This window comes from Pseudomonas sp. Sample_22 (assembly GCF_004307635.1).
Taxonomy (GTDB): domain Bacteria; phylum Pseudomonadota; class Gammaproteobacteria; order Pseudomonadales; family Pseudomonadaceae; genus Aquipseudomonas.
On sequence record NZ_RCNY01000017.1, the window covers coordinates 33,315 to 58,315 of the forward strand.

General features: G+C 59.5%; 22 protein-coding genes. 12 read left to right on the forward strand and 10 right to left on the reverse strand.

The annotated features are described in order from the left end of the window. Positions 1–35: 35 nt before the first annotated feature. A complete protein-coding gene (algB, locus tag D8U73_RS03810) occupies positions 36–1,382 on the forward strand; it encodes a sigma-54-dependent response regulator transcription factor AlgB (RefSeq protein ID WP_130903772.1) in 1,347 nt (448 codons plus the stop codon). Positions 1,383–1,392: 10 nt separating this feature from the next. Beyond that, positions 1,393–3,183 carry a KinB sensor domain-containing domain gene (locus D8U73_RS03815; protein WP_130903773.1) on the forward strand — a complete coding sequence of 597 codons (1,791 nt, stop codon included), beginning with the start codon at positions 1,393–1,395 and terminating at the stop codon, positions 3,181–3,183. A 3-nt stretch (positions 3,184–3,186) separates the two neighbouring features. Here D8U73_RS03815 and D8U73_RS03820 read toward each other — a convergent pair whose 3' ends face one another. The 7 genes from D8U73_RS03820 to D8U73_RS03855 all read right to left on the reverse strand — a co-directional run bounded on the left by D8U73_RS03820 (position 3,187) and on the right by D8U73_RS03855 (position 10,488). Continuing rightward, complete coding sequence (locus tag D8U73_RS03820; RefSeq protein WP_130903774.1) at positions 3,187–4,800, reverse strand: EAL domain-containing protein; 1,614 nt, start codon at positions 4,798–4,800, stop codon at positions 3,187–3,189. A gap of 76 nt (positions 4,801–4,876) precedes the next feature. Beyond that, entirely contained in the window at positions 4,877–5,656 is a 780-nt protein-coding gene (locus D8U73_RS03825) for an N-acetylmuramoyl-L-alanine amidase (RefSeq protein ID WP_056854375.1), read from the reverse strand. Positions 5,657–5,753: 97 nt separating this feature from the next. After that, positions 5,754–7,790, reverse strand: a complete 2,037-nt coding sequence (locus D8U73_RS03830) for a GGDEF domain-containing protein (RefSeq protein ID WP_130903775.1) — start codon at positions 7,788–7,790, stop codon at positions 5,754–5,756. Then, complete coding sequence (locus D8U73_RS03835; protein ID WP_056854214.1) at positions 7,787–8,665, reverse strand: endonuclease/exonuclease/phosphatase family protein; 879 nt, start codon at positions 8,663–8,665, stop codon at positions 7,787–7,789. The genes D8U73_RS03830 and D8U73_RS03835 overlap by 4 nt, the downstream gene beginning before the upstream one ends. 14 nt (positions 8,666–8,679) lie before the next feature. Then, on the reverse strand, positions 8,680–9,321 hold the full coding sequence (dsbA, locus tag D8U73_RS03840; RefSeq protein ID WP_130903776.1) for a thiol:disulfide interchange protein DsbA: 642 nt from the start codon (positions 9,319–9,321) through the stop codon (positions 8,680–8,682). A gap of 201 nt (positions 9,322–9,522) precedes the next feature. Next, on the reverse strand, positions 9,523–10,152 hold the full coding sequence (locus D8U73_RS03850; RefSeq protein WP_130903777.1) for a c-type cytochrome: 630 nt from the start codon (positions 10,150–10,152) through the stop codon (positions 9,523–9,525). A gap of 45 nt (positions 10,153–10,197) precedes the next feature. Then, positions 10,198–10,488 (reverse strand): c-type cytochrome, encoded by a 291-nt coding sequence (locus tag D8U73_RS03855; protein ID WP_046818664.1) that lies wholly within the window; start codon positions 10,486–10,488, stop codon positions 10,198–10,200. A gap of 191 nt (positions 10,489–10,679) precedes the next feature. On the opposite strand from D8U73_RS03855, the gene yihA reads away from it, so the two are divergent. Beyond that, positions 10,680–11,324, forward strand: coding sequence for a ribosome biogenesis GTP-binding protein YihA/YsxC (gene yihA / locus D8U73_RS03860; RefSeq protein WP_056854211.1), 645 nt, complete (start codon positions 10,680–10,682; stop codon positions 11,322–11,324). Positions 11,325–11,646: 322 nt separating this feature from the next. Here yihA and polA read toward each other — a convergent pair whose 3' ends face one another. Further along, a complete protein-coding gene (gene polA, locus D8U73_RS03865; RefSeq protein ID WP_130903778.1) occupies positions 11,647–14,451 on the reverse strand; it encodes a DNA polymerase I in 2,805 nt (934 codons plus the stop codon). Positions 14,452–14,525: 74 nt separating this feature from the next. On the opposite strand from polA, the gene D8U73_RS03870 reads away from it, so the two are divergent. Beyond that, entirely contained in the window at positions 14,526–14,816 is a 291-nt protein-coding gene (locus D8U73_RS03870; protein WP_015092908.1) for a DUF2782 domain-containing protein, read from the forward strand. A gap of 50 nt (positions 14,817–14,866) precedes the next feature. Next, positions 14,867–15,820: a homoserine kinase gene (locus D8U73_RS03875; protein ID WP_056854209.1), complete on the forward strand. Its 954-nt coding sequence runs from the start codon at positions 14,867–14,869 to the stop codon at positions 15,818–15,820. A gap of 109 nt (positions 15,821–15,929) precedes the next feature. Here the strand turns inward: D8U73_RS03875 and D8U73_RS03880 are convergent, their stop codons facing one another. After that, a complete protein-coding gene (locus D8U73_RS03880) occupies positions 15,930–16,850 on the reverse strand; it encodes a zinc ABC transporter substrate-binding protein (protein WP_130903779.1) in 921 nt (306 codons plus the stop codon). Between the two features lie 66 nt (positions 16,851–16,916). Here D8U73_RS03880 and zur point away from each other — a divergent pair, with 66 nt between their 5' ends. Genes zur through D8U73_RS03900 form a run of 4 tightly spaced genes read left to right on the forward strand, consistent with a single transcriptional unit; the run spans position 16,917 to position 19,719 of the window. After that, entirely contained in the window at positions 16,917–17,399 is a 483-nt protein-coding gene (gene zur, locus D8U73_RS03885) for a zinc uptake transcriptional repressor Zur (RefSeq protein WP_056854207.1), read from the forward strand. Further along, positions 17,399–18,184 carry a zinc ABC transporter ATP-binding protein ZnuC gene (gene znuC / locus D8U73_RS03890; RefSeq protein ID WP_130903780.1) on the forward strand — a complete coding sequence of 262 codons (786 nt, stop codon included), beginning with the start codon at positions 17,399–17,401 and terminating at the stop codon, positions 18,182–18,184. The genes zur and znuC overlap by 1 nt, the downstream gene beginning before the upstream one ends. Further along, complete coding sequence (gene znuB, locus D8U73_RS03895) at positions 18,177–18,965, forward strand: zinc ABC transporter permease subunit ZnuB (RefSeq protein WP_056854205.1); 789 nt, start codon at positions 18,177–18,179, stop codon at positions 18,963–18,965. The genes znuC and znuB overlap by 8 nt, the downstream gene beginning before the upstream one ends. Positions 18,966–19,002: 37 nt before the next feature. Further along, on the forward strand, positions 19,003–19,719 hold the full coding sequence (locus tag D8U73_RS03900; protein ID WP_056854204.1) for a PA5502 family lipoprotein: 717 nt from the start codon (positions 19,003–19,005) through the stop codon (positions 19,717–19,719). Between the two features lie 282 nt (positions 19,720–20,001). Here D8U73_RS03900 and katE read toward each other — a convergent pair whose 3' ends face one another. Then, positions 20,002–22,140, reverse strand: coding sequence for a catalase HPII (gene katE / locus D8U73_RS03905; protein WP_130903781.1), 2,139 nt, complete (start codon positions 22,138–22,140; stop codon positions 20,002–20,004). Between the two features lie 209 nt (positions 22,141–22,349). Here katE and D8U73_RS03910 point away from each other — a divergent pair, with 209 nt between their 5' ends. The 3 genes from D8U73_RS03910 to D8U73_RS03920 are packed head-to-tail and all read left to right on the forward strand — an operon-like array spanning position 22,350 to position 24,865. Beyond that, on the forward strand, positions 22,350–23,357 hold the full coding sequence (locus tag D8U73_RS03910) for a methionine ABC transporter ATP-binding protein (RefSeq protein ID WP_130903782.1): 1,008 nt from the start codon (positions 22,350–22,352) through the stop codon (positions 23,355–23,357). Then, on the forward strand, positions 23,357–24,031 hold the full coding sequence (locus D8U73_RS03915; RefSeq protein ID WP_056854201.1) for a methionine ABC transporter permease: 675 nt from the start codon (positions 23,357–23,359) through the stop codon (positions 24,029–24,031). Before D8U73_RS03910 ends, D8U73_RS03915 begins: the two co-directional genes overlap by 1 nt. A gap of 60 nt (positions 24,032–24,091) precedes the next feature. Further along, the gene (locus D8U73_RS03920; RefSeq protein ID WP_056854200.1) at positions 24,092–24,865 is read left to right on the forward strand and encodes a MetQ/NlpA family ABC transporter substrate-binding protein; all 774 of its coding nucleotides are present in this window, start codon (positions 24,092–24,094) and stop codon (positions 24,863–24,865) included. Positions 24,866–25,001: the final 136 nt, after the last annotated feature.

The window sequence follows — 25,001 nt, forward strand, 5'->3', positions numbered from 1 at the left end:
CTAACCTAAGATCATTCATTAAGGAGCGTAGGAAAATGGAATCAGCCACCGAGCATCAAGGCCGTATTCTTCTGGTGGATGATGAGTCCGCCATCCTGCGTACCTTTCGATATTGCCTTGAAGACGAAGGCTACAGCGTGGCAACGGCCAACAGCGCTGCCCAGGCCGAAGCGCTGTTGCAGCGTCAGGTGTTCGACCTGTGCTTCCTCGATTTGCGTTTGGGCGAAGACAATGGCCTGGACGTGCTGGCCCAGATGCGCGTCCAGGCGCCCTGGATGCGGGTAGTGATCGTTACCGCGCACTCGGCCGTGGACACGGCGGTGGATGCAATCCAGGCGGGCGCCGCGGATTATCTGGTCAAGCCGTGCAGCCCCGATCAATTACGTCTGGCTACCGCCAAGCAATTGGAAGTACGGCAATTGTCGGCGCGCCTGGAAGCACTGGAAGGCGAGGTACGCAAACCAAAGGACGGTCTGGACTCTCATAGCCCGGCAATGAAAGTGGTGCTCGAAACCGCACGGCAGGTCGCCAATACCGATGCCAATATCCTCATTCTTGGCGAGTCCGGTACGGGTAAGGGTGAACTGTCCCAAGCCATTCACGGCTGGAGCAAACGCTCCAAGAAGTCGTGCATCACCATCAACTGCCCGTCGCTGACGGCCGAACTGATGGAAAGCGAACTGTTCGGTCACAGCCGTGGTGCGTTTACCGGTGCCAGTGAAAGCACGTTGGGCCGTGTCAACCAAGCCGATGGCGGGACGCTGTTTCTCGACGAGATCGGCGATTTTCCCTTGGTTCTGCAGCCAAAGCTGCTGCGTTTCATCCAGGACAAGGAATACGAACGAGTCGGTGACCCGGTCACGCGCCGCGCCGACGTTCGCATCCTCGCCGCCACAAACCAGAATCTCGAAGACATGGTCCGTGATGGGCGTTTTCGCGAAGACCTGCTCTATCGCCTGAACGTCATCACCCTGCACTTGCCGCCGCTACGCGAGCGCAGGGAAGACATCATCAACCTGGCCGATCGCTTTCTGGCCCGGTTCGTCAAAGAGTACGCGCGTCCGGCGCGGGGGTTCAGTGATGAAGCCATTGAGGCAATGCTCGGTTACCGCTGGCCGGGCAACATCCGCGAGTTGCGCAACGTGGTAGAGCGGGCGAGCATTATCTGCCCGCAGGAGCGTGTCGAGATCACTCACCTGGGGATGGCGGAAACACCGGTCAACAACGCCCCGCGCATTGGTGCCGCGCTGAGTCTGGACGAACTGGAAAAAGCCCACATCGGCGCGGTTCTCGCCACCGCCGGTACACTGGATCAAGCTGCCAAAACCTTGGGAATCGACGCATCGACCCTTTATCGCAAACGCAAACAGTACAACTTGTGAGTCGCCTCCGATGAAGCTGGCGATGAAGTTGCGGACTCGCCTGTTTTTAAGCATTTCCGCGCTGATAACCGTCGCGCTGCTCGGGCTTTTGCTCGGGCTGGTCAGCGTGATGCAGATGGCCGGAAGCCAGGAAGCACTGGTACGCAACAACTTCGTCACCCTGGATATTGGCCTTAAATTGCGCCAGACGCTGGGCGATCAGTTGATCATCATGCTCAGCGAGCGCCCTGATTCCCAAGCCTTCGAAGCCTCCAAACGGCGTTATTTCGAATTGCTGGACCAGGGAATCGCCCAGGAAGCGCAGTCCGAAGGAAACGAGTACGGATTCAAAAAGGCCAAGGCGGATTACCTCAGCTTTATTCGGGCCTATGAAGTTTCGCCCGATCATACTCATGTGCTGTCCGGCAACGATGAACTCACGGAAAGATTCAACGCGCTGCGCAATGGTTTGATCATTGAACACAAGCGCGCCCTGGATAACATCGGCGCGACCGAGCGCAAGGCTCGCGAGCGGGCGCTGTTGGTCGCCGGCCTGCTGGGGTTGGTCGGGTTGGCGGTGTTGATCATCGGCTTCGTGACCGCTCACGCCATCGCCCGGCGTTTTGGCGAACCCATCGAGGCGCTGGCACAAGCGGCGGATAACATCGGGCAGGGGAATTTCGATGTCTTGCTGCCGGTTTCTTCCGCCGTCGAGCTCAATCAGCTGACCCGGCGCTTCGGCATCATGGCCGAGGCACTGCGCGAGCATCAGGCGACCAACGTCGATGAGCTGCTGGCCGGTCAGCAACGTTTGCAGGCGGTGCTCGACAGCATCGACGATGGTTTGCTGATGATCGATCGTCAGGGCCATCTGGAGCATCTCAACCCGGTGGCTCAGCGTCAGTTGGGCTGGGACAGTGATCGACTCGGGCAAGGCCTGGGCACAGCGCTGGAGCGTCCTGAGCTTGATGAGCAGCTGCAATTGGTTCTGCGTGGCGGCACGCTGGAGCGGGCGCCCGAAGATCTGAGCATGGAGGTCGATGGCGAGACGCGGCTGTTGACCTACAGCCTCACGCCAGTGAGCCACACCCAGGGCCATATTCTCGGCGCGGTCATGGTGTTGCATGACGTTACCGAGCAGCGTGCCTTCGAACGGGTGCGCAGCGAATTCGTGCTGCGCGCCTCCCATGAATTGCGCACACCGGTCACCGGCATGCACATGGCGTTCGGCCTGTTTCGCGAACGCGCGCACTTCCCGCAGGATTCCCGTGAAGCCGATCTGCTGGACACGGTGAACGAAGAAATGCAGCGCCTGATGCAGCTGATCAACGACCTGCTGAACTTCTCCCGTTACCAGAACGGTCTGCAGAAGCTGGTGCTGGCGCCTTGCTCCATCGAGGATCTGCTGGAGCAGGCGCAGCTTCGCTTTGCCAGAGGCGCCGAAGAGAAGGGCATTGAGCTGTTGATTGAGGTGCAGGGGCCGTTGCCACGCTTGCAGGCCGATCAACCACAGTTGGACCGGGTGCTCGATAATCTGATCGACAACGCGCTGCGCCATACCGCTGCCGGCGGGCTGATCCGCTTGCAGGCGCGGCGCCATGGCGATCGGGTGATCATCAGTGTCGAGGACAACGGCGAAGGCATTGCCTATGGGCAACAGGGGCGGATCTTCGAGCCTTTCGTCCAGGTGGGCCGCAAAAAAGGCGGAGCCGGGCTCGGCCTGGCGTTGTGCAAGGAAATTGTGCAATTGCACGGCGGACGGATGGGCGTTTATTCGCGGCCGGGGCAGGGCACCCAGTTCTACATGGCACTGTCGGTGTAGGCTTCAGGCCTCGTCATCCAGGCGCCGGTTGGTCAGCCGGCGCCCGCGGGTAATCAGTTCGATGAACTGCACGGCGCTCAGCGCGTGGGCGAACAACCAGCCTTGGCCGAACTTCACACCTTCACTGCTCAGTAACGCTGCCTGGGCTTCATGCTCAATGCCTTCGGCAATCACCTTCAGGTGCAGGGATTGCGCCATGTGGATGATGTGCGGGGCTACGCCACTGCTTGCGGCGTCATGGCCCAGCGCATCGATGAAAGCCTTGTCGATCTTCAGGCAATCCACCGGCAGGGTTTGCAAGTAAGCCAGGCTGCAATAGCCGGTGCCGAAATCATCAATCAGCACTTGATGCCCGACATCGCGCAAGGCTTGCAGGTTCTCCCGGGCGACCACCACATCGATCAAACCCCGTTCGGTCACTTCAAAGGCAATTTGCTTGGCTGCCACTCGATGCAACGTCAGCAGGCGCGCCATCACCTGGCCGATGCGCGGAACCATCACATCGCACGCCGCCAGGTTGACGGAGATGTACAGCTGCGGATTGGCCCGAAGCAGTTGCCCAAGTTGTTCAAGCAGGCGTTGCAGGACGAAGTCGGTCATCTGGCGGATCTGCCCGGTGTTCTCTGCCATCGGGATGAACAGGTCGGGGCTGGTCAGCGTGCCATCGGGTCGTCGCCAGCGCAGCAAGGCTTCGGCGCCAACGCAGTTGCGGCTGTCGAGATCGAAGATCGGTTGATACAACACCTGCAATTCGCCCCGGCGTATGGCCCCGGTCAACTCAGCATCCAGCGATTGGCGTTGGCGCACCAGCAGGAACACCAGGAAACCCACGCAGGCTGACAGCAACAGACACACAGGGAGCAGCCACCACCATACGGGCGGAATGTGCGTGCCGGTGCGCGGGCTGATCAGGACCAATTGGTATTCCGGGTTGTCGGTGGGCATTCGGTAAATCAGGCGGGTGTGCGTGACGAGCAAGGCATCGCGGGTCTTTGGTGGCCAGGATACCGTCGGTGGCCACACCTGGGACACACCGAGCACTGGTATCGCCCGCGTGCCGTGGTCAAGGATCACCAACAGGCTGCTGCCCGGTGACAGGTCGACCATGTCGGTCAAATGGCCGCGAGAAGTGGCCACACGGAAGTTGCCGCGGCCGAGCATCAGCGCGGCGCGGTTTTCATCGGGTTCGGTGGTGGTGTTGAGCCAGTAGCTGTAGGTCGGTCCTTTGATGTCCGGTGCCCGCACCAGCGACAAACCTTCCTGGCGGGGGCGGTTGGAGCAGATACGCGAGGCGTCCATATAGGCCGCTTCGTATACGAACCGATAGTTGAAGCTCACTTGCTGCAACGTCGCGATCATTTCGTCATCGCAACTTCGCAGCGGTTGGGCTTCCAGGTCGTCGAGGCTTTCGCGTAGTTGCCCAAACAATTGTTCCAGGCGAGCGAGAAAACGTTCGCCCTGGGCGTTCATTTCCCGGCTTTCTTCTTGCTCGAGCTGGTGGATGGCGATGAAGTAACTGCCCGCCATCATCATCGTTGCGCTCAGGACAGCAGCCAGCATCGCCAGAAACCACGGGCGATAGAACCAACTACGAAATGTCTCTCGAGCAGCAGGCATTGTGGAATATCCGAAGAATTACCAATGAGTTATAGCTGCTGATGAAAAAAACGCGCTGACCGTCGGGCGGCCGTCATTATTTTGTCTGATTCAATACCTGTAACAGCGCAGCAGTTTGTGCGTCCGGCGTGCCATCGAAACGGGACGGGCGGAAATGCATTTGAAAGGCTGCAATGACATGCCGTGTGGCGACGTCCAGTTCGCCAGTCTGTGGTGTTTCGTACCCCGCGCGTGCCAGCTGCGCCTGATACCAGGAGATGCTCGGTAGCTGCGTCTCGAATTGCGTTTGCTGCCGGGCGACCGCCTGTTCGTTTGGCCAAATGCCGATGCCTTCGGCGGCGAGGCGTTTCCAGGGGAATAGCGGGCCGGGATCGAGTTTACGCAACGGCGCGATATCGCTATGGCCGACAATGCTGCGAGGGCTGATTTTGTAGCGCTGGCTGATGTCTTTGAGCAAGACAATCAACGACTGGACCTGCGCTTCTGTGTAGGGATACCAGAGGCGTCCGGTCGGAGTGTCCTTGAAACCCGGGTTGACGATTTCGATACCAAGGGAACTGGAGTTCATCCAGGTGCGGCCTTGCCATTGGCTTTCCCCGGCATGCCAGGCCCGCAGGTTTTCATCCATCAGTTTATAAATGGTCGCGTTTTTGTCGTCGCCGATCAGGTAGTGGGCGCTGACTTCGCCGTGGGTCAGTAATTGCACCGATCGCTCCATTGATGTGGAGGTGTAGTGCAGCACCACAAACTGAATGCGACTGTCGTGGTTGGCAGATGGATAACGGGTGTCGTAGCGGGGGCCACTGGCGCAGCCAGCCAGCACAACGAGCGATACGATAAGGGCAAGATATTTCATGGCGAAAGCACGCAAGACAGTAATGCAACAGTGTAACGTACTGCCTTGCATGCCGCGGGCAATCGCGATCATTTAAACAAAATGGAACAATTGGTCTTCAGCCCAGCTCCACCCGGTTGCGCCCGGCATTTTTTGCCCGATACAACGCCTGATCGGCTCTTTTGAGCACCAGATCGCTGTGTTCGCCGGGCTTGAAGGCGGCAAGCCCCATGGAAATCGTGATCGTGACCCGCTCGCCCTTGAAGTGGAACGGGCAAGCCTGGATCGATGCTCGCAGGTGTTCCAGCAGTTTCAGGCCGGCCGCCGGGACTGTCGACGGTAATAACAGAACAAACTCTTCTCCGCCAAAGCGGGCAATGAAGTCTGTCCCGCGCAGTCGCTTGCGCAGCACCGTGGCGATGATTTTCAGCACTTTGTCCCCCGCCAGGTGACCGTAGTTATCGTTGATGCGTTTGAAATGATCGAGGTCGAGCATCGCCAGCATCAGCGTATTGCCATGTTGCTGCCATTGGCCGATCTCGTGATCCAGGCGTTCGCTCCAGGCGGCGCGGTTGGGCAGGCCGGTGAGCGGGTCGATCAAGGCTTTCTGGCGCTGCTCTTCGAGGTGTTCGCGAAAACCTGAAGCTTCCTGCTCCATATGTGCCACCCGTTCGGCCAGGCTTTGCAGGCGAGCGGCCACTTCCTGCTCGCGTTCGTCGCGTTGCTTGCGATGCTCGTCCATGGTGCCGAGCAAGCCTTCGAGATGGTTTTCCAGAACGTGCTTCAGACCTTCCAGGTCTGCAGCTTCGTGCATGCTGGTTTGCAGGCCGCCGACCTGTTCGCGAATTTGCGTGTCCAGCGCATGCGCGGCCGTGCGGCTGTCGGCGTGATCGGCGCTGGCAGCTTGCAGGTTGCTCTGGAACGACTCGAGACGCTCGTTGAGGCGTTGCAGATAGGCTTCGAATTCATGCTGGCCGCTGTCCGAAATCGCTAGCATCAAGGTTGCCAGATCGTCGAGGATCGGCAGCAATTCGTACCAGTTCAGACCATTTTTCAAGCGATCACGCATCGACTCTGCTTGAGGCCGATGGCGTTCAGGTAACGTGAGATCGTCAAGCAAGCCGAGCAGGGTTTGCTCAATGTGTTTGGCCACCGAGCTGTAGGACGGCTCGGGAGAGTCCGGCAGCGCGTAAAACATATCGTGCCCGACCTGCCCGGAATCGCCTGTTGCCGCGCTTGGAGGCAACAACGCCGCTTCGGGTAAGGGAGCGGGGGTAAGTTCGTCCGGATTGGTTTGCAGCTCATTCCCGCTAGCGGGCTCGACCATACCAGTAGGGGGTTGTTCAACGTACACGGCGCGATCAGCTTCGGGGGCATCGTGCGGTTCATTGAAGGATGGAACGAGCGGTGCGGCGACGTCGGGCTCTATCGCCACTGCAGGGGTCGGGCGTGGCGGGTGGGCGACGACTGTGGAGGCGTTGGCCGGCGGTTCCACAGGCATTGGTTCGGCCGTGAACAGGATTTCGCTGGTTGTTTCAGCCGTTGTGGCAACCGCAGGTACCGCCACGGTCACGGCCAGAGGCGCACTGGCGTCTGGGTCGGCTGTGGCCGTGACTTGTAGATCATCTGAGTCGCGGTGACCGAACAACCGCTGTAGCAGGCCTGGACGTTCGGGTTCTGGCAGGCTTTCCAGCTGACTCAGGGCCTTGCCTTGCAGACCGCTCAGTTCACTGAGCAGCAGTGGAATTTCGCGAGCCTGACTGACCCGGCTGTCCAGTTGCTTGGCAAAATTCTTGAGTGGGCGACTGACTTCTCGAGGCAGCGGTAATGTTTGCAGTTGAGTGACCAGCGCGTTCAACGCGGCGCTGGTCTGGTTGACCCGGGTTTCCCGGCGCTGTTCGGAGTCGAGTACGGCTTTTTCCAGGCGCGGGAGCAGGGCGGCCAGACCGGCGTCCATGTCGTCGGTGCGCACCACCTCGCGCATTTCCTTCATGCACTGGTCAACGGCGCGATCGGTGCCTTCTGCGGCCAGGGTGCTGCGCACCAGCCCGCGACGCAACAAATCGAGCCGGGCGTCCCAGCGGCGTTCGAGCTTTTCCTGGTGTTCGATGCTTTTGAGGTACTTCTCTTTCCAGCGCTGTGTTTCGTCGCTCATTCAGGGGTTCCGCGAAGGGCAGGACTCAACGCGGGCAATGCATCAGCCGTGAGCGAACCCGGCAGACGAATCTCTACCGCGACCGGCAGGTGATCGGAAATGGGTTGGGCCAGCACCTCGACCTTTTCGAGGGTCAGGGACGGGCTCAGCAGAATATGGTCCAGGCAGCGCTGCGGACGCCAGCTGGGGAATGTCGCTTCGAGTTGAGGGGCGAGCAGGCCAAGGTCGCGCAACGGCGAGTGTTGCAGCAGGTCGCTGGCATGGGTGTTCATGTCACCCATCAGCACCTGATGTTTGTAACCGCCGATCAATTCGCGGATGTAGGCCAGTTGCATGCTTCGGGCGCGTGCACCCAATGCCAGGTGCATCATGACCACCACCAGCGCTTCCGGTCCTTCGCCGAAACGCACCAGAATCGCTCCGCGACCCTTGGGCCCCGGCAGCGGATGATCCTCGATCGCCCACGGGCGCAGGCGGCTGAGCACGCCATTGCTGTGCTGGCCGAGGCGTCCGAGATTGCGATTGAGTTGTTGATACCAGTAGGGGAAGGCGCCGAGCTGGGCCAGGTGTTCGACTTGATTGACGTAGCCTGAGCGCAGGCTGCCACCGTCGGCTTCCTGCAAGGCGACCAGATCGAAGTCGCCCAGCAGATTGCCGATTTTTTGCAGGTTATCGGCCCGCCCGGTATGGGGCAGCAAATGCTGCCAGCCACGGGTCAGGTAATGCCGATAGCGCTCGGTACTGATGCCGACCTGAATATTGAAACTGAGCAAGCGCAGACGACTGTCTGCGGGCAGGCCCGTGGATTCCAGATGATGTTCGTTGACCCGCGGATCATGCAGGCCAACGACGCGTTCAGTACCCCAGCGGCGCATGGCAGGTACTGCCCTTAGTTGGCGGCAGCCTTGGTAGCCGCTCGCTCTTTGTCGATCAGTTTGTCGGCCAGTTGCAGCGCTTGTTCGGCACCGCCGGCGGAGCCCACATCGAAGCGGTACTTGCCGTTCACGACCAGGGTTGGAACGCCGGTGATTTCATACTTCTTGGCCAATTCACGGGCTTGAACAACCTGACCCTTGATCGCGAAGGAGTCGAAGGTGGCCAGGAATTTTTCCTTGTCTACGCCTTGCGTAGCCAGGAAGTCGGCCATGTCATTCTTGTCGGTCAGCTTCATTTTCTTGTTCTGGATTGCGTCGAACACCGCGGCATGGACCTTATGCTCGACACCCATGGATTCGAGGGTCAGGAACATCTGGCCATGAGCGTCCCAAGGACCGCCGAACATCGCTGGAATACGCTTGAAGTTCACGTCCGATGGGAGTTTTTCAGCCCATGGATTGATGGTCGGTTCAAAGTGATAGCAGTGAGGGCAGCCATACCAGAACAGTTCCACCACTTCGATTTTGCCAGGCACGGCTACCGGAACCGGATTGCTCAGTTCTACGTAAGGGGTGGCTGGGGCTTCGGCGGCCTGGGCAGTCATGCCGAACAGGCTGGCAGCGGCAAAAACGGCGCTGATAATCAGATTACGCATGCTTTACTCCTGGACAAATTTTATCGCCTCGCGCGACCTGTTTTTCAGACAGATCCTGGCGGGCCTCAGTTCTGTAGTGTAACGGCAGCGGCCACAAAAAAGGGCGGCCAAAGCCACCCTTTTTATACTTGCTGCGACGGATTAATCGAGCGTTAACGTTGCAAGAGACGTACGCCTTGCGCAACGCTCGATTCGCCGGCCTTAGTGCAGGCCCTGAATGTAGCTGGACACTGCGGCGATGTCTTCGTCGCTCAGCTTTTTGGCAATGCTTTGCATTGGTTTGGTGTCGCCATCGTTGGTGCGTCCACCGTCTTCCTTGCGGAAATCGGTCAATTGCTTGGCGATGTATTGAGCGTGCTGACCACCCAGGTGCGGGAAGCCGGCGGCTGCGTTGCCTGCGCCATTTGGCGAATGGCACCCGGTGCAGGATGGCAGGCCCTTGGCCAGATCGCCGCCGCGGAACAGATTCTCACCGCGCTTGACCAGTTTTTCATCGGCGGCGCCCACGCTGCCTTTCTGGCTGGCGAAGAAGGCGGCCATGTCGGCCAGGTCCTGATCGCTCATGTTGGTCAGCAGGCCGGTCATTTCCAGAACCGTACGCTTGCCCGACTTGATGTCGTGCAACTGCTTGGTCAGGTAGCGCTCACCCTGGCCCGCCAGTTTCGGAAAGTTCGGCGCCATGCTGTTGCCATCCGGGCCATGGCAGGCCCCGCATACGGCGGCTTTTGCCTGGCCGGCTTTTGCATCGCCCGGCTGTACTGCCTCACCTGCAGCATTGGCCATGCCGGAGATGCCCACGGTCAACAGCAGACTCACGATCAATTTCTTCATCAGCTAATCCAACTACGGCTAAGGGTTAAGAGTTATGGACCGGGTTTACTCGCTCATCCACTGGATGATGGCTTGGTAATCCTCGGCACTGCAGTCCATGCACAAACCACGCGGCGGCATCGCCTTGAAACCCTGGGTCACGTGTTGCACCAGCGTCTCCATACCTTTCGCCAACCTCGGCGTCCAAGCTTCCTGATCGCCCTTGCGGGGCGCCATGGGTAGTTGGCCGGAATGACAGGCACCACAAACACGGTTGTACACAGCTTCCGGATCCTGTGTAGCCTGAGCGCTGTAAAGCGGTATCAGGACACCGGCAGCTAGCAGCCATTTCGTCATAAAACGACCTTTTCAGGGTTGAGAGCGTTCTGCGTTCTAATGCGCAATCAAGGTCTATCGCTCCCGTGAACTTCATCCTGCGTTGGGACAAAGCGCACACAAAATCTGCGGCATTATATACTGGCGTCACTGAAACGGAAGCGACACTGCTTGCCGCACCCATTCCTGGCGCCGCCCACATCGGAAATCCCATGCAACTCAAGAATCCCATCCTCGGTCTGTGCCAACAGTCCACCTTCATGCTCAGCGCCGCCAAAGTCGACCAATGTCCGGATGACGAGGGCTTCGAAGTCGCCTTCGCCGGGCGTTCCAACGCCGGCAAGTCGAGTGCTCTCAACACCCTGACCCACGCCAGCCTGGCGCGTACCTCGAAAACTCCGGGGCGCACACAGCTGTTGAACTTCTTCAAGCTAGACGATGAACGCCGTCTGGTCGACCTGCCGGGCTACGGTTATGCAAAAGTACCGATCCCGCTCAAGCAACATTGGCAGCGTCACCTGGAAGCCTATCTGGGCGGTCGCGAGAGTTTGAAAGGTTTGATTCTGATGATGGACATCCGTCATCCAATGACCGATTTCGACCTGCTCATGCTCGACTGGGCCGTAGCCGCTGGCATGCCGATGCACATTTTGCTGACCAAAGCCGACAAGCTGACCTACGGCGCCGCCAAGAACACACTGCTGAAAGTGCAGTCGGAAATCCGCAAGGGCTGGGGTGATCTGGTGACTATCCAGCTCTTTTCGGCGCCAAAACGCCTGGGCCTGGAAGAGGCCTACACGGTATTGGCAGGCTGGATGGAGCTGGCCGACAAGGGTGCCGAGGCCGAGGCCCAGTAAGCGTCGAAAACTGCCTGTGGCGCGCTCAGGCAGTTTTCTACGGGCAAAAAAAACCCCGGACTTCTATGGGGAGGGGGAAGTTCCGGGGTTCAAGTTCTAGACCGCTAGGGCGGGGTCCAGATATCTGCCAACACTTAACACAACATAGGAGCATCGAAGGGCTTCACCAGCCATTCAGTAACTCTGAGTGGCATTTCTCCAGATTAGTTCAGATTTTTTTCAAATGCTTTGGAATAACCCCGAGCATTTTCCGGACTAAGCGCTCTTCGAACCGCCCACCGCGGCACTATGCCGCAGCAGGCGTGGCTCTTTTTTCATTGGCTCAGTGCGCCTCATCCCAGTTATTACCTACGCCGACTTCCACCAGCAGTGGAACATTGAGCTGCGCGGCACCACTCATGTGCTTACGAATGTCAGAGCTGACCTGATCGACCAGGTCTTCACGTACTTCAAGAACCAATTCATCGTGCACTTGCAGAATGACTTTGGCGTCGAGGCCGGACGAAGACAGCCATTCGTCCACGGCCACCATGGCTTTCTTGATGATATCCGCCGCCGTACCTTGCATCGGTGCGTTGATCGCCGTGCGTTCGGCGGCGGCGCGTTCCTGTGGTTTATTGGAGTTGATCTCGGGCAGGTACAAGCGACGTCCGAAGAACGTCTCCACATAACCTTGCTCCGCCGCCTGAGCACGGGTGCGGTCCATGTATTGGCGAACACCCGGGTAACGGGCGAAGTACGTATCGATGTACGCCTTGGCAGTCTTGGTATCGACGCCAATGTCTTTACCGAGTTTCTGCGCACCCATGCCGTAGATCAGGCCAAAGTTGATCGCCTTGGCGCTGCGACGCTGATCGGAAGTCACGTCAGCAAGCTCGACCTTGAAAACTTCGGCGGCAGTGGCGGTGTGCACGTCCAGATTGTGGCGGAAAGCGTTCATCAAGCCTTCGTCGCCCGAGAGGTGGGCCATGATCCGCAATTCGATCTGCGAATAGTCCGCCGCCAGCAATTTGTAGCCGGTCGGCGCCACGAACGCCTGGCGGATGCGCCGTCCTTCAGCGGTGCGCACCGGGATGTTCTGCAGGTTCGGATCGCTGGAAGACAAGCGCCCTGTAGACGCCACCGCCTGATGATACGAGGTGTGAATCCGCCCGGTACGAGGGTTGATCTGCTCCGGCAGGCGGTCGGTGTAGGTGCTTTTCAGCTTGCTCATGGAACGATATTCCATCAGCACTTTAGGCAACCGGTAATCGTCCTCGGCCAGTTTCGCCAGCACTTCTTCAGCGGTGGACGGCTGACCCTTGGCGGTTTTCTTCAGCACCGGCAGTCCGAGTTTTTCGTAGAGAATCACCCCCAGCTGCTTCGGCGAACCCAGGTTGAATTCTTCGCCGGCAATCTCAAAGGCTTCGCGCTCCAGCGCGACCATCTTGTCGCCCAGTTCGATGCTCTGCACGCCAAGCAGCGCAGCGTCGACGAACGCGCCTTGGCGTTCGATGCGCGCCAGCACCGGTACCAGCGGGATTTCGATGTCGGTCAGCACGCTGGCCAGGCTCGGGATCGCCGTGAGCTTCTCGAACAGCGCCTGATGCAGACGCAACGTGATGTCGGCGTCTTCGGCTGCATACGGGCCGGCCTGTTCCAGAGCGATCTGGTCGAACGTCAGTTGTTTCGCGCCTTTGCCGGCAATGTCCTGGAAGCTCACGGTGGTGTGATCCAGGTACTTCAGGGCCAGGCTGTCCATGTCATGGCGGGTGGCCGTGGAATTGAGCACGTAGGACTCGAGCATGGTATCGAAGGCAATGCCGCGCACGGTGATGCCATTGGCCTGATCGCCGCCGATGGCGCAATTGGCCAGGATATTCATGTCGAACTTGGCGTGCTGGCCGACCTTGAGTTTGTTCGGGTCTTCCAGAATCGGCTTGAGCGCACGCAGGACGGTATCGCGATCCAGTTGCTCGGGCACGCCGATGTAGGAGTGGGTCAGCGGGATGTAAGCCGCTTCGTTAGGCTGTACCGCGAACGACAGGCCAACCAGTTGCGCCTGTTGCGCATCGATACCGGTGGTTTCGGTGTCGAACGCGAACAATTTGGCATTGTTCAGTTTCTCCAGCCAGACATCGAAACGCGCCTGATCAAGGATGGTTTCATAAGCGGCTTCGGCGACGGGGGCCGGTGCTTCGACTTCGGGTGCGCTGAACAGATCAGCGACTGGCGCAGGTTCGGCGGCACTACTCAGTTCGAGTCGTTTGGCGTCGCGATCGAGGTCATTCAACCAGCTTTTGAATTCCAGCAGGGTATACAGCTCGTAGAGTTTGTCTGGATCTTCCGCGCCCATTTTCAGGTCATCAAGGCCGATGTCCAGCGGCACGTCGACCTTGATGGTCGCCAGTTGATAGGACAGGAATGCCATCTCCTTGTGCTCTTCGAGCTTGGCCGGCAGGGTCTTGGCACCGCGAATCGGCAGGGTCGGCACGATGTCGAGCTGCGCGTAGAGCTCGGTCAGGCCACCGTTGACGCCGACCAGCAGGCCGGAAGCGGTCTTCGGACCGATGCCCGGAACGCCCGGAATGTTGTCGGACGAATCGCCCATGAGCGCCAGGTAATCGATGATCTGCTCGGGAGCGACGCCGAATTTCTCCTTCACGCCCTCCACGTCCATGCTGCTACCGGTCATGGTATTGACCAAGGTAATGTGGCCGTCGACCAGTTGCGCCATGTCCTTGTCGCCGGTGGAAATGATCACCGGGCGATCTGCCGCGGCGCTGCTGCGGGCCAGCGTGCCGATCACGTCATCGGCCTCGACGCCTTCGACGCACAACAGCGGGAAGCCCAGGGCGATCACGCTCTGGTGTAGCGGCTCGATCTGTACGCGCATGTCATCGGGCATGCTCGGGCGGTTGGCCTTGTACTCGGCGTACATGTCATCGCGAAAAGTCCCACCCTTGGCGTCGAACACCACGGCGAAAGGACTGTCCGGGTACTGCTTGCGCAGGCTCTTGAGCATGTTCAACACGCCCTTGACCGCACCGGTCGGCAGGCCTTTGGACGTGGTCAGCGGTGGCAGCGCGTGAAAGGCGCGGTACAGGTAAGAAGAACCGTCCACCAGGACGAGGGGGGCTTGGCTCATGAGCAGGATCAACCTTTTCGGCGGGTCCGGCGCTAGAATAGCGGGACCGTTGACGACAAAGGGACAAGGTTATCATGCGCACACTAAATCGCCTGTTGCTGGCTGGCTTGTTTGCAATCACTCCATTGGCTGTTATGGCGGCGGACGATGCGCCATCGCCGGAACCGGATGTAACCATCCGCACGGAAGGCGACAACACGATCAAGGAATACCGCCAGAATGGCTTCCTGTATGCCATTCAGGTCACGCCGAAGGGCGGAAAACCGTACTTTCTGGTGCGCGCCGATGGATCGGACGGTAACTTTATCCGCTCGGATCAGCCCGATATGCTGATTCCGTCGTGGAAGATCTTCGAGTGGAAGTAGTTTCTTAATTTCAATTGGCGCCCACCAGCGCCCGTACTGGCAGCTTAAACATGTCTGTGTTCACCCCCCTGGCTCGGCCTGAGCTGGAAGCTTTTCTCGCCCCTTATGGCCTCGGCCGCCTGCTTGATTTCCAGGGGATTGCCGCCGGTAGCGAAAACACCAATTTTTTTATCAGCCTGGAGCAGGGCGAGTTTGTCCTGACCCTGGTCGAGCGTGGCCCGGTGCAAGAAATGCCGTTCTTCATCGAGCTGCTCGACGTGTTGCACCAAGCCGATCTGCCGGTGCCATACGCCATCCGCACCACGGACGGCGTGGCGTTGCGTGAGCTGGCTGGCAAGCCTGCATTGTTGCAACCGCGCCTGGCCGGCAAGCACATCAAGCAGGCCAACGCGCAACATTGCGCGCAAGTGGGCGAGTTACTGGCGCATCTGCACCTGGCCACCCAAGCTGCAAACATGATCAAGCGCAAGACCGATCGTGGCCTGGACTGGATGCTGGAGGAGGGCACGCAATTCCTTTCGCACGTGAATGCCGAGCAAAAGGAACTGTTGCAGCGGGCGCTGGAAGAAATCACCCGGCAGAAAGAGAAAATTCTGGCGCTGCCTCGCGCCAACATCCACGCCGACCTGTTCCGCGACAACGCGATGTTCGAGGGCACGCACCTGACCGGGCTGATCGACTTCTACAACGCGTGTTCGGGGCCGATGCTCTACGACGTGGCGATTGCCTTGAACGACTGGTGTTCCGATGACGATGGTCTGATCGACGGAGCGCGAGCGCGAGCGCTGTTGGGCGCTTACGCCGCACTGCGTCCGTTCACGGCGGCCGAAGCCGAGTTGTGGCCGACCCTGTTGCGGGTGGCGTGCGTGCGGTTCTGGTTGTCGCGCCTGATCGCGGCCGAATCGTTCGCCGGGCAGGACGTGTTGATTCACGACCCGATGGAGTTTCAATTGCGCCTGGCACAGCGGCAGACGGTCAATACACCGTTGCCTTTCGCTCTTTAAATTGTGGCGAGGGAGCTTGCTCCCGCTGGGTTGCGAAGCGACCCCTTCTTGGGGCCTGCCGCGCAGTCCAGCGGGAGCAAGCTCCCTCGCCACAGGGTTATTGCATTAATTAAAGCGACTCCAGGCACCCCGCCAAATCATTCCCCAACTTCTCCAGCACTTGCTCATAACCTTGAGCCGTCGCGGGTGTGTAACCGCCCAACGCATCCAGCTCCGCCAATTTCACCGGCAGGCCCGCTACCAGGGTTTCGGCCAGGCGCGGGCGCAGCGGCGGCTCGCTGAAGACGCAGGTCTTGCCGACTTCCTGCAACCGCGCACGCATCGCCGCTACGTGCTGGGCGCCGGGCTGTACTTCCGCGGCAACGCTGAATACGCCCGCGTGCTTAAGGCCGTAGGCGTCTTCGAAGTAGTCAAAAGCCTCGTGAAACACGAAGTAAGGTTTGCCTTCAATGCCTGCCAGGCGTTTCTTCAGCCGCACGTCGAGCGCATCCAGACGCTCATCGAACGCCTTGAGGTTGCTCTGATAGCGCGCTGCATTGGCAGGGTCGGCGGCACTCAGGTCAGCCGCCATTTTGGTGGCGATGACTCGGGCATTGATCGGCGACAGCCACAAGTGCGCGTCGAGGCTGCCCGGGCGATGATCATGATCATGTTCGTCGGCTTCTTCGGCGTGTGAGTGGTTATCTTCGGCGAAATGGCGGAGCTTCATCCCTGGCAAAACCTGAACGGAAACGCTAGGCAAAGTACGACCATTGAGTACTCGCGGCAGGAAACTTTCCATGTCCGGACCGATCCAGTACAGCAGATCGACCGACTGCACCTTCCGTACGTCGGAAGGTCGCAAGGCATAGTTATGCGGCGAGGCGCCTGGCGGCAGCAGCACTTCCGGAATCGCCACGCCGTCCTGCACGGCAGCGGCGATCAGTTGCAGCGGCTTGATGCTGGTGAGGACTTTGACCTCGGCTTGTGCTGAACCCATCAGCAGAAAACTGGCGATAAATGCGACAAAGATAGAAAAAATTCGGGACACGATGACCACTCAAAGAGGCGAGAACGGGTAACATAATAACGTCTCTCACAAACCTCGTCGCCGCTCATGCCTAAAACACCGATTGCCAGCCGTCCCCACGACCACTCTCATTGCGTGCATAGCGCTCTGTCTGAGGCCGATGCTTTGTGCGCACGTCAGGGCCTGCGCCTGACGGCGTTGCGGCGGCGGGTGCTGGAGCTGGTTTGGCAAAGCCACAAGCCATTGGGTGCCTATGACATCCTCGCGGTGCTCAGCGAACAAGATGGCCGCCGTGCCGCGCCGCCAACCGTGTACCGCGCACTGGATTTCCTGCTGGAAAACGGCCTCGTTCACCGCATCTCATCCCTCAACGCCTTCATCGGCTGCAATCATCCGGAGCACGCGCATCAGGGTCAGTTCCTGATCTGCCGTGAATGCCACGCCGCCATTGAGCTCGAACAGAAATCCATCAGCGACGCGATTATCGCCAGCGCCGAGGATGTCGGGTTCGTCGTTGAGGGCCAGACTGTCGAAGTGATCGGTCTCTGTTCGGGTTGCCAGGGGGCTTGATGAGCAACGCGCTGATCCGACTCGAACAGGTTGCCGTTACGTTTGCCGGGCAATCGGTGCTGGACAATATCGAGCTGAGCGTCGAGCCAGGCCAGATCGTCACCCTGATCGGTCCCAACGGCGCGGGCAAGACCACGCTGGTGCGTGCCGTGCTTGGCTTGTTGAAACCCGACAGCGGCAGCGTCTGGCGCAAGCCGAAACTGCGGGTGGGCTACATGCCGCAAAAACTCCATGTCGATCCGACCCTGCCGCTTTCCGTGCTGCGCTTCTTGCGCCTGGTGCCGGGTGTGGACCGCGCGATGGCCCTGGCCGCGCTCAAGGAAGTCGGCGCCGAACAAGTGATCGACAGCCCGGTGCAAAGTGTTTCCGGCGGTGAGATGCAGCGTGTCTTGCTGGCTCGCGCGCTGTTGCGTGAGCCGCAACTGCTGGTGCTCGACGAGCCGGTGCAAGGGGTCGACGTCGCTGGCCAGGCCGAGCTCTACAGCCTGATTACCCGTCTGCGTGACCGTCACGGCTGCGGTGTGTTGATGGTGTCTCACGATCTGCATCTGGTCATGAGCACTACCGATCAGGTGGTGTGCCTCAATCGCCACGTCTGCTGCTCCGGCCACCCTGAACAGGTCAGTGGCGATCCGGCATTCGTCGAGCTTTTCGGCAAAAACGCACAGAGTCTGGCGATTTATCACCACCATCATGACCACGCCCACGATCTGCACGGCTCGGTCGTCAAGGCGCCCGGGTCGGGCCATAACCATGTTCACGGAGATAGCTGCAAGCATGGCTGATTTTCTGCTCTACGCCCTGCTTGCAGGTTTGGCTCTGGCTGTAGTCGCGGGTCCGTTGGGCTCCTTTGTAGTCTGGCGGCGCATGGCCTATTTCGGTGACACCTTGTCACACGCGGCGTTGCTGGGCGTTGCGCTGGGTTTCCTGCTGGATGTCAGCCCGACTGTCGCCGTGACCGTAGGCTGCTTGCTGTTGGCGGTGTTACTGGTGACCTTGCAACAGCGCCAGCCGCTGGCGTCCGACACACTTTTGGGAATTCTCGCACCGAGCACCCTCTCTTTGGGATTGGTGGTACTAAGCTTCATGCACGAAGTGCGGATCGACCTGATGGCCTATCTGTTCGGCGACTTGCTGGCGATCAGCCCGACCGATCTGGCCTGGATTCTCGGCGGCAGCGCGGCCGTGCTGGCCTTGCTGGTTACCTTGTGGCGGCCATTGCTGGCGATTACGGTGCATGAGGAGCTGGCAAGGGTCGAAGGTTTGCCCGTGGCGGGTTTACGCATGGCGCTGATGTTGCTGATCGCCGTGGTGATTGCCGTGGCGATGAAAATCGTCGGCGTATTGCTGATTACTTCGTTGCTGATCATTCCGGCGGCTGCGGCACAACGTCACGCCCGCTCTCCGGAACAGATGGCACTGGGCGCGAGCCTGTTGGGCATACTCGCCGTGTGTGGCGGGCTGGCGCTGTCCTGGTTCAAGGACACCCCGGCCGGTCCGTCGATTGTTGTGACGGCCGCCGCACTGTTTCTGCTGAGTTTTGTTCTGCCCCGTCGAGGGGTGTAGACTTGCTCGTTTTTTGCGCAAATAGAGAGTCGCAGGAATGAAGTCGTTCGCCGCCCGTTATCTGCTCCTTGTCGCATTTTCCTTGCTGCTGGGCGCCTGCCAAAGCACGCCACCGACGGCCACCGAGGTCCCGGATGCGCGGGCCACGGCCATTGCACAGCTTGAGCAAAGCCTGGCCAGCAGTGAGCTGGCCACGGCCGAAGGTCAATTGGCAGCCTTGCAGGCCGAGTCGCCCAATGATCAATCCCTTGAGCAATACCAACGGCAACTGGCCGAAGCCTACTTGCTACGTAGCCAGATCGTGCTGCAAAAAGGTGACGTAAATGCGGCCGCTACGGCCCTGGCCCGTGCCCGTGCGTTGATGCCCAAGGCACCAGCGTTGACCGGTGGCGTCAACGGCCCTATCGCTGAGGCCCGCAAAGCGGAACTGGAAAAAGCCGAAGCAGCACTCAAAGCCGCGGAAGCCATGCCCAAAGCCAAAGTCATCGACCCAACGGCCGAAAGCACCACGGTAGCGCTAAATATCAACGATATGGGCAAACTGCGTCGTCAACTGGACGCCATCGCCGCCGATGTTGTGAATTACCAGTGCGATGTGAGCATTCAGGCGCCGCGTACCGATGATTACCCGTGGTTGGCAAACCTGCTGACCAAACGCGTGAAAAAGCTCGACCCGCAATTCGACCTGAAGCTGGAGCGGCAGATTTTGCGCAGCGTACCGGCGCAAATGGTACTTAGCCCTCGTAAATCTTGAAAAGCTCGCGGGCAAGCCTAGCTCCTACAATGTTTCAATGAACCCTGTAGGAGCGTAATGCTGTTCACTTGAGAGAACATTACATCCTGTGGCGAGGGAGCTTGTCGGATCGCCGCACCGTCCCGCTGGGGCGCGAAGCGGCCCAAAAAGGGTCTGCTGCGCAGCCCAGCGGGACGGTGCGGCGATCCGACAAGCTCCCTCGCCACGGGAATAGGTTCGTCCTTAAGTGAACAGCATTACCGTATGTACCCGCGAAGGCGCGCGCTCAAACGAAACAGAACCTCAGGCCGGAATCGCCTTGGCCTTGGGCTCCCTGCCCCACACCCGATGCTGACCGATCGCAGCAAAAAACGCCTTGAACAGTTTGGCATCCGCCCCGACGATCAAACCCGCATCAGCCTCCAGCTTCAACACATCCAACAACTGCTTCGCCTCACCGTGCAGCGCAATCGCCTTCAGGTGCTTATAAGCCTCCAGCACGTAATGCAGCGCCACGCCATCGGCACTCAGCGCCTTGATCGACGCCGCGCCACCGGGCACAAACACCGCGTCGAATGCCACTGAAGGCAAACCTTCCATGGATGCATCCACTGGCAACGCCTTGCCGTCAGCGGTTTTTACCGGCGCCGAGGTCGGCCCCAGCAGCTTGGCGTGAGCGCCTTCAGCTTCCAGCGCTTTCTTCATGGCATCAATCGCGGCGCCGTCCACGCCATCGGCTGCAAGGATCGCCACTTTGCGGGTTTTGATATCCCCGGGCAGCAAGTTGGCCTGGCTCAACGCAGGCGAGCGCTCCAGAGAGGTTTTCGGCACCTCCACCGTTCCAGCCGTCGGGGCCGGCAAGCCAAGGTTTTGCGCCACGCGCTTGGCCAGTTCCAGATCGATATTGGCCAGAATCTCGTTCACCTCACGGGCACGGATGAATTCCCGTTCGACCTTGCCCAGCTCAAAGCTGTACGCCGCAATGATGTGTTCCTGTTCGTGCTTGCTCATGCTGTGGAAAAACAGGCGTGCCTGGGAAAAATGGTCACTGAATGATTCGCTGCGCTGGCGAATCTTGTTGGCGTCGATGCGTTCCTGATAGCTCTCGAAGCCGCCATCCTGCGCGGCAGGCGGGGTTTCCTTCGGCCAGCCGCCGTCGATGGAATTCGGTTCGTAAGCCGCACGCCCCTTATCGATGGTGGTTCGATGCAGCGCATCCCGCTGACCGTTGTGGAACGGTGCTACCGGACGGTTGATCGGGATCTCATGAAAGTTCGGTCCGCCGAGTCGGCTGATCTGCGTGTCGGTGTAGGAAAACAACCGACCTTGCAGCAGTGGGTCGTTGGAAAAGTCGATGCCCGGCACGATATGCCCCGGGCAGAACGCAACCTGTTCGACTTCGGCGAAGAAATTGTCCGGGTTGCGGTTAAGCACCATCTTGCCCAGCGGCGTGATCGGCACGATTTCTTCGGGAATGATCTTGGTCGGGTCGAGAATGTCGAAGTCGAAGTCGTGCTCGTTTTCTTCTTCTACCACTTGTACCCCCAGTTCCCATTCCGGGTAGTCGCCCATCTCGATGGCTTCCCAGAGATCCCGACGGTGGTAGTCGGTATCTTTACCGGCAAGTTTCTGCGCTTCATCCCATACCAGCGAGCAGGTACCGGCGGTGGGGCGCCAGTGGAATTTGACGAAGCGCGATTTTCCTTCGGCATTGATGAAACGGAAGGTATGGACACCGAAGCCCTGCATGCTGCGCAGACTTTTCGGAATCGCCCGATCGGACATCGCCCACATCACCATGTGCGCCGATTCCGGTTGCAACGAAACGAAGTCCCAAAACGTGTCATGGGCCGAGCCGCCGGTTGGGATTTCATTGTGCGGCTCGGGTTTCACCGCGTGTACGAAATCGGGAAACTTGATGGCGTCCTGGATGAAAAACACCGGCATGTTATTGCCCACCAGGTCGTAGTTGCCTTCGTCGGTGAAGAACTTCACCGCGAAACCTCGTACGTCGCGAACCGTATCGCCTGACCCGCGTGGGCCTTGTACCGTGGAAAAACGCACGAATACCGGGGTCTGCTTGCCGGGATCCTGCAAAAATCCGGCTTTGGTCAGTACGCTATGGTTTTCGTAGGACTGAAAGTAGCCATGGGCGCCGGTGCCGCGAGCGTGAACGATGCGCTCGGGTATGCGCTCATGGTCAAAGTGCGTGATTTTCTCACGCATGATGAAGTCTTCCAGCAGGGAAGGTCCGCGGGCGCCGACCTTCAGGGTGTTCTGATTGTCCGCGACTTTCACGCCTTGATTGGTGCGCAAGGCCTGGCCGGTGGCGTCAGAGCGGAAGTTTTCCAGGCTGTCGAGTTTGGCATTGCTGTTGTTGCGGTCCAGGGTATCAGTCCCGGCCATCGCGCTCTTGGTCGCGGCAGGCTTCTTGGTACTCATCAGGCATATCTCCTCGGGGTATTTTCGAGTTGCCTAAGTAGTGACTGACGGGGTTTTTAGCCGTTCCTTTTATCTGACCTTTGATCGCGTTATTGCCAAATGGCTGGATGAATGCGAAATAAATGCTAAGAACCTCTATACGGACAGGCTAAAATGCGCGCCCGGCTAACCGCTGACCCTTTTCCAACGCGCCCCACAAGGTTCGCTACGTGATCGAGTTTCAAAACGTCCATAAAACCTACCGCGTCGCCGGTAAGGATATCCCCGCCCTGCATCCGACCAGTCTGACGATTGAGAACGGTCAGGTTTTCGGCCTGATTGGCCATTCCGGTGCGGGAAAAAGTACCCTGCTGCGTCTGATCAATCGCCTGGAAAGCGCCAGTGGCGGCAAGATATTTGTCGACGGCGAAGAAGTCACCGCGCTGGACGCCAATGGCCTGCGCCGTTTCCGACAGCAAGTCGGGATGATTTTCCAGCACTTCAACCTGCTGGCATCCAAGACCGTGGCCGACAACGTCGCCATGCCGCTGACGCTGGCCGGTGAACTGTCGCGTAGCGAAATCGACCGGCGAGTGGCTGAGTTGCTGGCGCGGGTTGGTCTGTCCGACCACGCCAAAAAGTACCCGGCGCAATTGTCTGGCGGCCAGAAGCAGCGTGTCGGCATTGCCCGCGCCCTGGCGACCAAGCCCAAAATCCTGCTGTGCGATGAAGCCACCAGCGCCCTCGACCCGCAGACCACGGCGTCGGTCCTGCAATTGCTGGCCGAGATCAATCGCGAACTGAAACTGACCATCGTCCTGATCACCCATGAGATGGACGTGATCCGGCGGGTCTGCGACCAGGTCGGCGTGATGGACGCAGGCGTGATCGTCGAGCAAGGCTCGGTGGCCGATGTGTTCCTGCATCCCAAGCATCCGACCACCAAGCGCTTCGTACAGGAAGACGAGCACATCGATGAAAGCGAGCAACGTGACGACTTCGCTCACGTGCCGGGCCGCATCGTGCGTCTGACCTTCCAGGGCGAAGCGACCTACGCGCCGCTGCTGGGTACCGTCGCCCGCGAAACGGGTGTGGACTACAGCATCCTCGCCGGTCGCATCGACCGCATCAAAGATATCCCTTACGGGCAACTGACCCTGGCCGTGACCGGTGGTGACATGGAAGCGGCCTTCGCCCGCTTCACCGCCGCCGACGTCCACATGGAGGTGCTGCGCTAATGGAAGCCCTGACAAGTTTCTTCGCCAATATCGACTGGTTCGAAATCTGGCTGGCCACCGGTGACACCCTGCTGATGCTCGGCGGTTCGCTGTTGTTCACCGTACTGCTCGGCCTGCCACTGGGCGTGTTGCTGTTCCTCTGCAGCCCGCGCCAGTTGCTCGAAGCCAAAGGCGTGTACGCCATGCTGTCGCTGGTGGTGAACATCCTGCGTTCGCTGCCGTTCATTATTCTGTTGATCGTCATGATCCCGTTCACGGTGCTGATCACCGGCACCTCGCTCGGGGTTGCCGGCGCGATTCCGCCGCTGGTGGTGGGCGCCACGCCGTTCTTCGCGCGACTGGTGGAAACCGCCCTGCGTGAAGTGGATCGCGGCATCATCGAAGCAACACAGGCCATGGGCGCGACCACGCGGCAGATCATCACCAACGCCTTGCTGCCGGAAGCCCGCCCGGGCATCTACGCCGCGATTACGGTGACAGCCATTACACTGGTGTCCTACACGGCCATGGCCGGTGTGGTCGGTGCCGGTGGTTTGGGCGACCTGGCGATCCGCTTCGGTTACCAGCGTTTCCAGACTGACGTGATGGTCGTCACCGTGGTGTTGCTGCTGGTACTGGTGCAAATACTGCAAACCGTCGGCGACAAACTGGTCGTCCACTTTTCCCGTAAGTAAGACATGAGCCGGCCATTCGCTGGCAGGCGCCAAACGGGCGCCTCACATGGAGTTAGCTGAATGAAAAAACTACTCGTCGCCTTCGCTGCCGTTGCCGCGTTTTCCGCCCACGCTGCTGACACCCTGACGGTCGCCGCAACGCCAGTCCCGCACGCGGAAATCCTCGAATTCGTTAAACCGGCTCTGGCCAAAGAAGGCGTCGACCTCAAGGTCAAAGTCTTCACCGACTACATCCAGCCAAACGTACAGGTTGCGGAAAAACGCCTGGACGCCAACTTCTTCCAGCACCAGCCGTACCTCGATGAATTCAACAAGGCCAAGGGCACCCACCTGGTGTCGGTAGCCGGCGTGCACCTGGAGCCGCTGGGCGTTTACTCCAGCAAGTACAAAACACTGGAAGAGCTGCCAAGCACCGCCACCGTCGTTATCCCGAACGACGCCACCAACGGCGGCCGTGCGCTGTTGCTGCTGGCCAAGGCTGGCGTGATCCAGTTGAAGGATGCGAACAACATCCTGTCGACCGTCAAGGACATCACCGCCAACCCGAAGAACCTCAAGTTCCGTGAACTGGAAGCCGCCACCATCCCGCGCGTGCTGACCCAGGTCGACCTGGCCCTGATCAACACCAACTACGCGCTGGAAGCCAAACTCGACCCGTCCAAAGACGCACTGGTCATCGAAGGCAGCGACTCGCCTTACGTGAACATCCTCGTTGCCCGCCCGGACGACAAGGACAGCGAAGCGATGAAGAAACTGGCGGCTGCACTGCACAGCCCGGAAGTGAAAGCGTTCATCGTCGAGAAGTACAAAGGCGCGGTAGTGCCAGCGTTCTGATCTGCGAACGCAACGAAAAAAGGGGACGCCAGCGGCGTCCCCTTTTTTTGCGCTGTGAATGTGCACGCCCGATCGTTCCGATGCTCTGCGTGGGAATGAATCCCGTGACGCTCCGCGTCACAGGTGGACGCAGAGC